Origin of the sequence: Alitiscatomonas aceti (assembly GCF_025567195.1) — a bacterium.
Taxonomy (GTDB): domain Bacteria; phylum Bacillota; class Clostridia; order Lachnospirales; family Lachnospiraceae; genus Alitiscatomonas; species Alitiscatomonas aceti.
In genome coordinates this window covers 63,167-75,929 of record NZ_JAOQJF010000003.1, presented here as the reverse complement: position 1 = coordinate 75,929, position 12,763 = coordinate 63,167, and the positions used below count along the sequence as shown (strand labels likewise).

The 12,763-nt window shown below is 52.8% G+C and carries 14 protein-coding genes; all 14 read right to left on the bottom strand.

What is annotated here, in order from left to right; genetic code table 11:
• Positions 1-5: 5 nt before the first annotated feature.
• Entirely contained in the window at positions 6-1,307 is a 1,302-nt protein-coding gene (locus tag OCV69_RS02130; RefSeq protein ID WP_158357241.1) for an immunoglobulin-like domain-containing protein, read from the bottom strand.
• A 131-nt stretch (positions 1,308-1,438) separates the two neighbouring features.
• Positions 1,439-1,891 carry a hypothetical protein gene (locus tag OCV69_RS02125; RefSeq protein ID WP_158357239.1) on the bottom strand — a complete coding sequence of 151 codons (453 nt, stop codon included), beginning with the start codon at positions 1,889-1,891 and terminating at the stop codon, positions 1,439-1,441.
• Between the two features lie 586 nt (positions 1,892-2,477).
• Positions 2,478-3,755 carry a phosphoribosylamine--glycine ligase gene (purD, locus tag OCV69_RS02120; protein ID WP_158357237.1) on the bottom strand — a complete coding sequence of 426 codons (1,278 nt, stop codon included), beginning with the start codon at positions 3,753-3,755 and terminating at the stop codon, positions 2,478-2,480.
• Positions 3,756-3,791: 36 nt separating this feature from the next.
• Complete coding sequence (gene purN / locus OCV69_RS02115) at positions 3,792-4,385, bottom strand: phosphoribosylglycinamide formyltransferase (RefSeq protein ID WP_022273574.1); 594 nt, start codon at positions 4,383-4,385, stop codon at positions 3,792-3,794.
• Positions 4,379-5,410: a phosphoribosylformylglycinamidine cyclo-ligase gene (gene purM, locus OCV69_RS02110; RefSeq protein ID WP_158357235.1), complete on the bottom strand. Its 1,032-nt coding sequence runs from the start codon at positions 5,408-5,410 to the stop codon at positions 4,379-4,381. Before purM ends, purN begins: the two co-directional genes overlap by 7 nt.
• Before the next feature lie 51 nt (positions 5,411-5,461).
• A complete protein-coding gene (purE, locus tag OCV69_RS02105; RefSeq protein WP_022273576.1) occupies positions 5,462-5,980 on the bottom strand; it encodes a 5-(carboxyamino)imidazole ribonucleotide mutase in 519 nt (172 codons plus the stop codon).
• Between the two features lie 102 nt (positions 5,981-6,082).
• Positions 6,083-8,173, bottom strand: coding sequence for an aminopeptidase (locus tag OCV69_RS02100; protein WP_158357233.1), 2,091 nt, complete (start codon positions 8,171-8,173; stop codon positions 6,083-6,085).
• A gap of 71 nt (positions 8,174-8,244) precedes the next feature.
• A complete protein-coding gene (locus OCV69_RS02095; RefSeq protein ID WP_158357231.1) occupies positions 8,245-8,562 on the bottom strand; it encodes a calcium:proton exchanger in 318 nt (105 codons plus the stop codon).
• Entirely contained in the window at positions 8,543-9,022 is a 480-nt protein-coding gene (locus OCV69_RS02090) for a VanZ family protein (protein WP_022273579.1), read from the bottom strand. Before OCV69_RS02090 ends, OCV69_RS02095 begins: the two co-directional genes overlap by 20 nt.
• Before the next feature lie 133 nt (positions 9,023-9,155).
• Positions 9,156-9,305 carry a hypothetical protein gene (locus OCV69_RS02085; RefSeq protein ID WP_262562937.1) on the bottom strand — a complete coding sequence of 50 codons (150 nt, stop codon included), beginning with the start codon at positions 9,303-9,305 and terminating at the stop codon, positions 9,156-9,158.
• Positions 9,306-9,318: 13 nt separating this feature from the next.
• Positions 9,319-9,993, bottom strand: a complete 675-nt coding sequence (gene pyrE / locus OCV69_RS02080; protein WP_158357229.1) for an orotate phosphoribosyltransferase — start codon at positions 9,991-9,993, stop codon at positions 9,319-9,321.
• Between the two features lie 43 nt (positions 9,994-10,036).
• Positions 10,037-10,939, bottom strand: coding sequence for a dihydroorotate dehydrogenase (locus tag OCV69_RS02075; RefSeq protein ID WP_158357227.1), 903 nt, complete (start codon positions 10,937-10,939; stop codon positions 10,037-10,039).
• Between the two features lie 2 nt (positions 10,940-10,941).
• Positions 10,942-11,781 (bottom strand): dihydroorotate dehydrogenase electron transfer subunit, encoded by an 840-nt coding sequence (locus OCV69_RS02070; protein WP_158357225.1) that lies wholly within the window; start codon positions 11,779-11,781, stop codon positions 10,942-10,944.
• Positions 11,782-11,790: 9 nt separating this feature from the next.
• Positions 11,791-12,708, bottom strand: a complete 918-nt coding sequence (gene pyrF, locus OCV69_RS02065) for an orotidine-5'-phosphate decarboxylase (RefSeq protein WP_022273584.1) — start codon at positions 12,706-12,708, stop codon at positions 11,791-11,793.
• Positions 12,709-12,763 lie beyond the last annotated feature (55 nt).

Here is a 12,763-nt window from a genome sequence, read left to right as displayed (position 1 = left end):
CTCCCCTATTCTGTGACCACCAGATAACATGCCTCTCCATAAAAGCCCCTGGCATCTCCCCGGCCGCTGTCCCACTCTGCCAGGATCTCATACATCCGGTCGGGCCTGAGCTCCAGCAGCTCCCCAGCTTCCAAGATTGTTTCCGAAACAGGCTCTGCATCCGCTTTTCCCATGTCGGCCCTGGAGTATTCTTTTATATTCATCCGGTCGGGAACCACTGTACAGGATACTGTATATAAAACGCCTTCCATTCCCTGGTACTGCGTAAGCTCCAGCGGATCCTGCTGTGGAAACGCCTCCGTGGAAGCGGCTCCGCAGGCTGTGATCCCCTGCATTTCTCCGCCGGCTCCGCGTTTACAGTGCCATGTATAATTTTCCGGCTCCAGCTGAAGCTCCGCCAGGGTGGAGGAAAGAGAATCCTGGAGCCTCAGGACCGGCGGCTCCTGTAACGCCTGGACCGGAAGCTCAAATTCTGCCGTCAGCCCGTACTCTGTGAAGTCCCCTGGCCCCCGGAAATCCATGACCGGCTTCACCAGCCGGTACTGCCCCGGTTCCAATGTTCCGTAAAGCGCTTCCCAGTCTGCCTTCCACTCCACCGGCTGGTTTTCCGGCATGGAATAGGCAATACTGTGAAAGGCCCACTGGCCATCTTCATATGGAACCGCCTCCCAGCCTGTGCCGTTCCAGACCTCCAGACTGTATTCCTCCCCAAATTCCATATTGAGCTCCGTGTGGTTCACCAGGGAAACCGTGATCCCTGTTTCTGTAACGTCCGTGATCTCCATGGTCACTCCCTGGAGGAGACCAGCCTCTGACTCTGCCTGGATCGTCTCCCCGGCGCCATCATCCCCGGATTCCCCGGCGCTGGGATTTTCTGTTCCCTGGTGTTCAGACGCCCCGATTCCCAGAGTTCCGGTGTTTTCTGTCTCAGCATTTTCTTCTGCCTCAAAAAGCGCAAAGCCCCTGTCATATTTTACATACAATTTTTTCGGTTCTTCCGGATCATAATAAATTTCCTGCCCCTGATTCAGATGGGTGCCGCAGAAATCCTCCGCAGGCCATTCCAAATTATTGACGGAAGCTACATTCCCCAAAAACTGCCAGCCGTCCTCCCTGGGAAGATCAAAGCCAGTGGCATTGTACAAGTACAGGGATCCATCATAAAAAACAGAGATCCGCTGTACCTCTTCAGAAGCGTATCCGGTGGGGGCAAGGGTATCTGGTTCCGATGGTGTCCCGGCAGGAGCCTGGCATCCTGACAGAAGCAGACAGGAAAGTCCAAAAAACATAAATATCCTTTTTATCACAATATCGCCGCCTTTCTTTTTGAGTCAGATGTCTTTCACCGTTTCCCATGCAGTTCTGCGATCCTTTCATAAAAACAGCTCTATCCTGATCCATGTTCTGGCTTTTTTCCATAGACCGCACCTCCGCTATTTTAAGACTGGGACATCAGATACTCTGCAATGTAATGATATGCCAGCACAGCAAAAGCAGGCATGATACAAATGTATGTCAGGACATTGCCGACTGTAAAATTGTAAGTGTTGGATACCTCGCCGTACTCCAGCAGGTATCTGCAAAGCAGCCCGGCAATCGTCAGGATAACTGATAGAAGGTAAACCCGTTTTTCTTTTTTTGCCCCATAAACTCTGGCAAATCCCAGACCGATCACTCCATAGGACACCACCAGAAAATAAATTTTTGAAAAATCCAGAGGGGAAACCGGGCTTAGGACCGGGAAAACAAAGCAGCCGGCAAATACCACATAGCCCAACAAAAATATCTTTACGGCACACGGGTATTTATTCTTGTATCTGGCACCGGCATTTCCCAGGGTAAAAGCCTCGGCCATTACCAGCACAAATGAGATCATCAGAAAGATCCACATATCATCACCCCTTCCTGTGTCCAGACAAACATGTACCGTTCTCTGTATATTTGTATTGTATCATAAAGTCACACCTGAATCCTTTATTTATTCTTACAATATGATGAAAACAGTATCATTTACAGCCTGTTTTCCCTGCCTGTCCCGTACCATTTCTGACGCGGGTATCTGTCCTGGATATCTTTCCAGGAACGAAACCGTTGACTCTTTCCCAGACGTGGCATATTACAGTCTTAGCAAGGAAACCGGACCCTGTTCCACAGCTAAAGCGAACCCCCAGAGAGACCAATCTCTGGGGGCCCTTTTCGGGTTCGCTGTCTTTATCATTTCGTTCTAACCAATCGCGAATATAATAACCAGTTACGCTTGCAGTAACCGAAGCAAGAAATCAGATCCTGTATTTCAATGTTTTTAGGATTGCCACGCCAAACTATGCCAGATGGGGTTTTCTGCGAAACAGGCGGCTGATTGAAAACAGTTTTCCCATTCTTCACCCCTGTCACGGCACATTGTTTTTTTACAGCAGAAAAAAGAAAGACCACGGCCAGCCAGTTTTTCCCGGCTGTCCGTGGTCTTTCCAATATCCCTACGCCTCGTCCACCGCCCTGGCGATGTCCGTCCTGTAATATTTGTTGGCAAAGGAGATCTCCTTCACTGCCTTATATGCGTTTTCTCTGGCTTCCTTCACAGTGGCTCCGTTGGCCGTCACGCCCAGTACCCGGCCGCCGTTGGTGACGATCTGGCCCTGGCCGTTGAACTTCGTACCGGAGTGGAATACATAGTAATCCTCTTTATCCCTGAACTTCTCCAGGCCGTCGATCACAAAGCCCTTCTCATAAGAAACGGGATATCCGTCGGAGGCCAGGATCACGCAGACGGTGGCCCGGTCGTTATCGAATTTCAGATCGATCTGGTCCAGGGTCCCGTCAATGCAGGCCTCAAATACATCCACAATATCATTTTCCAGCCTGGGCAGCACCACCTGGGCCTCCGGATCGCCGAATCTGGCATTGTATTCCAGTACCTTGGGGCCGTTTTCCGTCAGCATCAGACCGAAGAAGATCACGCCCTTAAAGGGACGGCCTTCGGCCTTCATGGCGTCCACCGTAGGCTGGTAAATATGCTCCTGACAGTAGGCGTCCACTTCCTTCGTATAGAAGGGGCTGGGGGAATAGTTTCCCATACCGCCGGTGTTTAAGCCCTGGTCTCCGTCCTTGGCCCGCTTGTGGTCCTGGGCAGAGCTCATGATCTTCACTGTATTTCCATCCACAAAGGAAAGGACGGAAACCTCCCGGCCTGTCATGAATTCTTCGACTACGATCTCGTTTCCCGCAGAGCCGAACTTTTTATCCATCATCAGCTCACGGACTCCGGCCCTGGCCTCAGAAAGGTCCTGGCAGATCAGCACGCCCTTTCCCAGGGCCAGCCCGTCGGCCTTTAATACAATGGGCATTTTTGCAGTCTCCAGGTATGCCAGCGCCGCCTCCGGATCCGTAAAGGTCTCATAGGCCGCCGTTGGGATCCCGTATTTTTTCATGAGGTTTTTGGAGAACGCCTTGGAGCCCTCCAGGATAGCCGCTGCCTTGTTGGGTCCGAATACCCGCAGTCCAGCCTCCTGGAAGGCGTCCACGATACCGCCTACCAGGGGATCGTCCATGCCGATCACCGTCAGATCGATCTCCTTTTCTTTGGCAAAGGCCACCAGCTTTTCAAACTCCATGGGCTTGATATCCACGCACTCCGCCACCTGGGAGATCCCGGCGTTTCCCGGTGCGCAGTAGATCTTATCCACCCGGCGGCTCTGGGCCGTCTTCCAGGCAATGGCGTGCTCTCTTCCGCCGCTTCCTACGATCAGAACTTTCATTTTCCTCTCCTCCTGTAAACAAGGGCTGCGATCTTTCTATATCTGTCCGTTGGCGATCATATCAATGGCTCTTGGGAGGATCACCCACTCGGCCTCCTCCATGACCCGCCGCTGCAAAAGCTCCGGCGTATCCCCCGGCTTTACCTCCACTGCCTTCTGTAAAAGGATGGGGCCGGAATCCATGCCCTCGTCCACGAAATGGACGGTAGCTCCTGTGAGCTTCACGCCCCTGGCCAGGGCAGCCTCATGGACCTTTAACCCATAATAGCCCACGCCGCAGAAGGACGGGATCAGGGACGGATGGATATTGATGATCTTATTCCTGTACTTTGCGATCATGGCCTCCGGGATCTTTACCAGGAAGCCTGCCAGGACCACCAGGTCCAGGTCATAGGAATCCACCTTTGCCACCAGGGCCTCGTTAAAGGAAGCCCGGTCCGGAAAATCCTTCGGTGAGATGCACTCTGCCGGGATCCCATGGTTCCTGGCCCGCTCCAGGGCGTATGCACCCGGGTTATTGCTGATGACAGCCGCAACCTCTGCATTGGTGATCTTTCCCTGGTCCATGGCATCCAGGATGGCCTGGAGATTGGTCCCTCCTCCGGAAACCAGCACCCCGACTCTTAGCATAAGGTCACTCCCTTTTCGCCTGCCTCAATGGAACCGATGATATACGGCGTATCGCCTGCTGCCCGCATGGCCTCCATGGCCTTTTCAGCGTCAGCCGGATCCACGGCAACGATCATGCCGATCCCCATATTAAAGGTATTGTACATCATCTGCTCCTCGATCTGGCCCTTTTTCTGCATCATTCCGAAAATAGGCGGTACAGGATAGCTGTCCTTTCTGATCACAGCATGAACGCCGTCCTTTAACATACGGGGAACGTTCTCATAAAATCCGCCGCCTGTGATGTGGCTGCACGCCTTTACAGTCACGCCGGCATTTTTCACATTCTTTAATGCTTTTACATAGATCCTGGTGGGAGCCAGCAGTGTCTCACCCAGGGTCTTTCCCAGCTCGTCGTAATATGTATCCAGGCCCTCGCGGTCCATTTCCTTCTCAAACACCTTTCTCACCAGAGAGAAGCCGTTGGAATGAACGCCTGTGGAGGCCATGCCGATGAGAACGTCTCCGACAGCCAGGTTCTCGCCTGTGATCATTTCCTTCTTATCGCAGACACCCACAGCAAAACCGGCCAGATCGTACTCGTCCTCTGCCATGAGACCCGGATGCTCCGCAGTCTCTCCGCCGATCAGAGCAGCTTCCGACTGGAGGCAGCCCTCGGCCACGCCCTTAACGATATCCGCGATCTTTTCCGGATAATTCTTGCCGCATGCAATATAATCCAGGAAGAATAAGGGCTCTCCGCCTGCACAGGCAATATCGTTGACGCACATGGCAACGGCGTCGATACCGATGGTATCGTGCTTATCCATGATCATGGAAAGCTTCACCTTTGTTCCGCAGCCGTCGGTACCGGAAAGCAGCACAGGCTCCTCCATCTCTTTGATCTTCGCCAGGGAAAAGGCGCCGGAAAAGCCTCCGAGACCGCCTAAAACCTCTTCACGCATGGTCTTCTTCACATGCGCCTTCATTAATTCCACAGACTTATAACCAGCTTCAATATCTACTCCGGCTTTCTTGTAATCCATACTTTCCTCCTAAAATCCAGGGTTTTCGTTTGTGTTTCCGTTTTGTGCGCCTTATTTCTTCATGGACGCCAGATACTCTTTGTATCCGGTCTTGTCTAACTTCTCCGCTTTTCCTACGACTTCGTTTTTCATCTTTTCAGAGTATGCCTTTAACCGGGAAAGGAGCTCCGGATCAGAGGCAGCCAGGATCTTCGCTGCCAGGATCCCCGCGTTCTTTCCTCCGTTGATGGCAACCGTGGCCACCGGGATGCCGGAGGGCATCTGGACAATGGAATAAAGGGAGTCCACGCCGCCCAGATCAGACGTTTTCATGGGGATGCCGATGACCGGCATGGGGAACAGGGCTGCACACATGCCCGGTAAATGGGCTGCCTTCCCGGCTCCGGCGATGATCACCTTTACTCCCCGCTCCTCGGCGGTCTTTGCATAATCAAAGAAAATATCCGGCTCCCTATGGGCGGAAATTATGGTCATTTCAAAATCGATCCCCATCTCTTCCAGGAAGTCTGCGGCCTGGGCCATTACCGGCATATCCGAATCGCTTCCCATTACAATGCTTACTTTTGCCATTGTCAACACTCCTTCATAGGTAGATGATTATTAATAAGTAATTCTAATAAAAGCTAGTAAGATGAATCATTCTTCTTATGAATCATAATACTAGCTTTTTATTTACCTGTCAAGTGCCTGGTTCAACTCTTCTGTTCCAGGGAGCACAAAACGGCCGTCCTTTATGATTGGGACCCGGGTTCCGCCAGGCTCCACGACGGTGATGCTGCCCAGCTCCTTATAGGGGATGGTGATGTCCTTATGGACACCGAAATATGCCCGGGAAACATTCTCCTTCCTTAAGATGGAGATCTCGTTGTCCCTGGCAGTCATCTCCTTGCCGTCGGGATTATACATGGGGCTGTCCTCAGACCAGCTATAACAGGTGTCTCCCACAGCAAAATGGGGGCCCATTTTCTCCACGATCAGGATCGGCAGCCGGTCTGTGATCCCGAACCGCTCGGCCATGGCGTAAGCCGTGGTATTGGTGCCGATGGCAAATTCTCCCATGGGAAGGGTCTCATGCTGGTTCATGATCTCCTGGACCACCAGCCGTCTTCCTGCCTCGGCGGCCTCCTTTTTTTCCTGCTCTCCAGCCAGGGGCAAAAGCTCCTCCAGGAAGTTGCCGCAGGATACGAAGGTCACCCGGCCCTCCTTAAATTCCATGGTCAGATCTTTAAACTGGATGCCGCTGATATAAACGCTTCCCACATGGAGGAGGCCTTCCGTTCCAGAAAGCCTCGGAGATGTAAACACCTCTCCCAGAGGGATATTTACATCAGCCACGCAGTTTTCAAACCGGGTCTGGGAGGCCGGATCGGAAAGCTCCGCCAGATCGATGCGGAGGTTCGTCCGGTTCGTTCCATTTCCCAGGACCTCCACGTACTCCGCCCGGTCCAGGGCGTCGATGATGTGCTGCTGGATCTTCTGGTATTTTACGTAATCCAGGGTATTGATGTCGATGGTTTCCTTAAAGATCTCCTCAAAATCCGGTCCGATGGAAGGCAGCGGGAAGGCGATGATCGTAAAGCTGGTCTCGTCGCCCGGGATATACTGGTTCACCACCGGCATGGACAGATTCCTGTATTCCAGGAACAGCCTCTGCTGCTTTTCTGTGAAGGACCAGGCCTCCTCCTTATTGACCGGAGAAAAGCTGTCCTCTCCAAAGGTCTCCACCACAGCCGGTCCGGCGTATTCTGCGGCTTCCTTTTTGTACTGCTCATAGGCAGTCTTTAAAACGGAAAGTTTCCGGTCCCGGAACGCCTTATCATAATAAACGGCGCTGTCATACCTGTGATCATAGTCATACTGCTTATTGGGCGAAGAGGAGGTGTATCCCGCTCTTCCTGCCGGGTTTTTATTGACGCTGTCCACGGCTGCCCGCATGAAGATCACAGAAAGCCCATGGGCCTCAAAATTTTTCACAGCCTGGCGGATCATCCGCTCGAATCCCAGGGGATAACGGATCAGCACGGTCTTTTTCTTTGAAAGATCGCGGCCCATGACGGCAAATCCCCGGATATATCCGTCGGTATACGTATCCGCCATGCAGCGGATGGTCTCCTCCGGAAGACGGTTCAGGAAACCGGCTGTCTGGAGCTCCTGCTCTGAAATATACTCGCCGAACCGGTACAGGTAGGACAGATCAGAAAGATCGCTTTCCATGATGATCTTCTTTGCAAAGTCCAGGGACGGGTCCAGGCATTCCCGGATCCTGTATGTTAAGGTCACGTCGCAGTAATCGCTGACGCACCAGTACAGGACGTCCTTCACTTCCCTTTCTGTGGGAACGCCTTCCTCGAACAGATTATAGATCTCGATCAGGGCCTCGTTTCCGATGACCATTTCCAGCATCCGTCCCTCAAAGGCGTAGGCGATATCGCCCCGGATCTCGGCGTACAGGAAGCAGAGCAGCCTTCCCAGCTCCTTTCCCAGCCGGCTCACCGCCCAGGCCGGATTTCCGTAGCTCGTCTCATACCGGTCCCCCCGGATATCCTCATAGAGCTTTTCATTGAGCTCCTTAAGCTCCTCTCCGGTCCAGGAACCAAAAGTTCCTTCCTCCACTGCCTCCATGACTCTGCCGCAGAGCCCGATAAACCGGGACATGGCCGTAAAGAAATCCCTGTACGGCTCCGTTACCGTCTGCTCCTCCTGAAATTTAAGGATCCGCGCCATGGAAAGCTCATACCGCTCTCTGATCAGCTGCTGTTCCATTTTTCCCTCCATTTTCCGCCCTGCCCGGCTCCAGGCCGGACCGGCTTCCCATTATTTTACGATATACCCGTTTACAGGGCTATAAAGATCACCGCCAGCCACAGGACCACCAGGATCCCTGCGGCTATGAGGCTGGCCTTTGCCAGTATATAATTCTTTTCCCTCTCTAAAAAAGAAAAGATCCCATAGACCAGGGACGAGGCCGCCGTCAGGATGCTGCAGAATCCCAGAGCGGCCGCCACCAACGGCGCATTTCCCCCGGTCACATACCCCAGGGCCAGGGCGGCGGCTCCAAAGAGAAGGGAAACCGCCGCTAACCCCGCTGCCACAAGGCTGGCCTTTGCCAGGGGCTTTTTTATATACGATACTTTATTTCCGATACGCTGCACTATATCTTCTCCATATCTTTCTGGCTCCGCAGAAGGTCAGATACCCTGCCAGAGCTCCGATGGTATTTAAAAGCAGGTCGTCCACGTCAAAGCTTCCCACCCGGAAGACCAGCTGGGTCGTCTCGATACAGAGGCTGAACACCGCTCCCAGAAGGGTCGTGGTGTACCAGCGGTCCACCCGGCTCCATATCTCCGGAAGGAAGAACCCAAATGGCATGAACGCCGCCATGTTTCCGACAATATTTAAAAATACGGCTCTCCAGCCCAGCACATCCGCATGGGTCAGAAAGCGCCTGATCTCCTTTAATGGGGTCAGATTATAGCTGTAACCGGCCCGTATGCCGGGAGTCCGCCCCATCTCCTCCGCAAAAAACAAAAAATACGTCAGCAGCACCAGATACAGGACAAAAAACAGGAAGCCCAGCTTCCGGTGCCTTTCATTCTTAATAAAAAAATCCACGTTTTATTCCAAACAGACCCTGGGCCTGATACTTTCTATATTATTGTTTCCATCTGACAATTTCCGATTTGTCCCTTTTTGCACAGATAAGATGCCGTCCCCAGGACAGCATCTTATCTGGTGTACCTTATGATTAAAATGTGATCTCTGATTTTCTCTTAAGGAGCAGAGCGCCGTTTATAATGGCGATGATGCCTGCTGTCAGGCCCACAGAAGCGACTACGATCCCGACGGCAATGCTGGCGGCGCCTGTATTGCGCATGGTCTTATAGATTCTTTCCATGACGTGTCCTCCTCTATTTTACACCATACTGCTCATAGTATGCATCGATGGCAGCCTTTAATGTGTCGTCGATCACAACTTTTCCTTTATACTCTCTGTTGTAAAGGTGCTCCACCACTTCCTTCATGGTCACGATGGCCGTGGTCTTGAAGCCATACTTTTCCTGGATCTCTGTAAGGGCAGATTTTTCTCCCTTTCCTCTTTCGCAGCGGTCCACAGAAACCACCAGTCCCAGAACGTCCACATTCCCCTGGGCCTTGATGATCGGAAGAGTCTCCTCGATGGAGGTTCCCGCTGTGGTCACATCCTCGATGATGACTACCTTATCGCCATCGGCAATGGGGCTTCCTAAGAGGATCCCCTTATCGCCATGGTCCTTTACCTCTTTTCTGTTGGAGCAGTATTTGATATCTGCGTCAAAATGCTCGCTTAAGGCCATGCTGGCAGCAACGGTCAGGGGGATTCCCTTGTAAGCCGGTCCGAACAGCACGTCAAACTCTGTTCCAAAGGTATTCTGGATGGCCTTTGCATAGTACTCTCCCAGCTTTCTTAACTGGGCGCCGGTGCGGTAAAAGCCTGTGTTCACGAAGAACGGGGTCTTTCTTCCGCTCTTTGTTACGAAATCACCAAACTTTAAAACGCCACAGTCCACCATAAATTCAATAAATTCCTGCTTATATTTTTCCATTTTCCGAATCCTTTCTCTGTTTTGCGGATGCGGGACACTGGCCCTAACGGACCGCCCCGATCAGCTCATTGATATCTTCCACTCCGTACTTTTTCATGTACGCTTCGATCCCGTCCACGATCTCTGCCGTTGTGCAGGGGTTCACGAAGTTGGCCGTTCCCACTGCCACGGCTGTGGCTCCGGCCAGGATAAATTCCATGGCGTCGTCGGCAGTCATGATGCCGCCCATGCCGATCACCGGGATCTTCACTGCCTGGGCTGCCTGGTACACCATACGCACCGCCACCGGCTTCACCGCCGGACCGGACATTCCGCCGGTCTTATTGGCCAGGGCAAAGGTCCTCCGGTTGATATCGATCTTCATTCCCGTAATGGTATTGATCAGGGATACCACGTCGGCTCCTCCTGCCTCCACAGCCTTTGCCATTTCGGAAATATCCGTCACATTGGGAGAAAGCTTCATGATCACCGGCTGCTTTGCCACTTTTTTAATGGCGGCTGTGATATCCTCCGCCACCTTCGGATCCTGTCCAAAGGCCAGGGCTCCGGCTTTTACGTTGGGACAGGAGATGTTGATCTCCAGCATGTCCACATCCGTCTCGCCCAGGCGCTCCACCACGTCCAGATAATCTTCCTTTGTTTTTCCGCAGACATTTACGATGATCTTCGTATCATACTGCTTTAAAAACGGGATATCCCGTTCGATAAACACATCCACACCCGGTCCCTGAAGGCCGATGGCGTTTAACATGCCGCCGTATACCTCTGTCACCCTGGGCGTCGGATTTCCCGGCCAGGGTACATTGGCGATCCCCTTGGTCACCACGGCTCCCAGACGGTTCAGATCCACCATCTCGCCGTATTCCATACCGGACCCGAAGGTACCGGAGCAGGTCATCACCGGATTCTTAAGCTGGACTCCGGCTAAATTCACCTTTGTGTTCATGCTTAATCCTCCTTTACTTTTACCGTTCCGCACATACAGCCGCCGGCGATCCGCTCCCTCTGCTCCTCAGAGGAAAGCAGCTCCACCTCATCCGCTAAGAATACGGGGCCGTCCTTGCAGACTCTCTTGTTTTTCACGTTGCTGTGCTCGTCCACGTCCTTACTGTGGCAGACGCAGCCCAGACATGCGCCGATGCCGCAGGCCATCTTCTCCTCCAGGGAGATCCAGCACTCGATGCCGTTTTCTGCTGCATACGCCTTAAGGGCCTTTAACATGGGCGTAGGACCGCAGGCATAGATCACATCGGCCTTTAAGCTGCCCGCCCGGATGGCATCGATGACGTTTCCTTTCGTTCCGACGCTTCCATCCTCAGAGGCGATGACCACCTCTGCGTATTTTCCGATCTCATCTGCCAGGAAGGTCTCCGCATCCCGGTAACCTAAAACGGCGGTCTTTTCGCATTCTAAGTTCTTTGCCAGCTCTAACATCGGCGGGATCCCGATGCCTCCTCCGATAAGAAAGGCCTTCTTATCCTTTAACGGAAACCCGTTTCCCAGAGGACCCATGATGTCCAGCGTATCCCCGGCCTGGTATCCGGAAAACTCCAGAGTCCCGGCTCCGGCGATCCTGTACACGATGCGCAGTCTTCCCTTTTCCTTATCAGCTTCACAGATACTGATGGGCCGCGGTAAAAGTTTTGAGGGGTCGTTGGTGTAGACTGCGATGAACTGGCCGGGTCTGGACGCCGCTGCCATTTCCGGCGCATCCAGCCACATGCTGAAGATCCCCTCCGCCAGCTTTTCCTGGCTTACGATTGCTGCTCTCACTTTTTTCTGTGCCATGGCTTCCTCCTAGAGAACACTGTTGATATCAGCGATCATGTCCATAACTGCCTGTCTGGACGCCTCTGCGAAATGCTCCGGGCCGAACTTGGCGTATTTTTCCTGCTTGTAAGCCGCAATGATGCCGCGGGAGGAGTTGACCACCGCGCCGAGTCCGTCTTCATTGAAGCAGTTGGCCAGATCCTTTGCCGTGCCGCCCTGGGCGCCGTAGCCCGGCACCAGGAAGTAGGTATGGGGCATCAGCTTTCTTAAGATCTTGCTCATTTCCGGATAGGTGGCTCCCACAACGGCTCCCACATTGCTGTATGTACCGTCCATGCAGTCTGCGCCCCACTCCACGACCTTTTCAGCCACCAGCTCGTACAGCGGCCTTCCGTCGATGAGGCGGTCCTGGAACTCGCCGCTGGAGGGATTGGAGGTCTTTACAAGGACGAACAGTCCGCGGTCCTCTTCCCGGCACACGTCCACGAAGGGCTTTACGCCGTCGGTTCCCAGATACGGGTTCACAGTGATAAAATCAGTATCAAAACCGGAGCATACATTGCTGCCGACCTTTACCTTTCCCAGATGTCCCACCGCATAGGCAGAGGACGTGGAGCCGATATCGCCGCGCTTTACGTCTCCGATCACCAGAAGTCCCTTTTTCTTGCAGTATTCCACGGTTCTGGCATATATTTTAAGTCCCTCAATGCCAAACTGCTCATACATGGCAATCTGGGGTTTCACTGAGGGAATCAGATCATAGGTGCTGTCAACGATTTCTTTATTGAACTGCCATACGGCTTCCGCAGCTCCTTCTAATGTCTCTCCAAACTCCTTAAACGCGTTCTGGACGATGTGAGACGGAATGTAGCTTAACATCGGGTCAAGACCAACACAGATAGGCGCCTTTGTTTTCTGAATCTTCTGTACCAGCTGACTAATCATAGTTTCCTCCTTCAATGCAGTTCCATTTCCTGTATTTCTATTTCCTATAAAACCT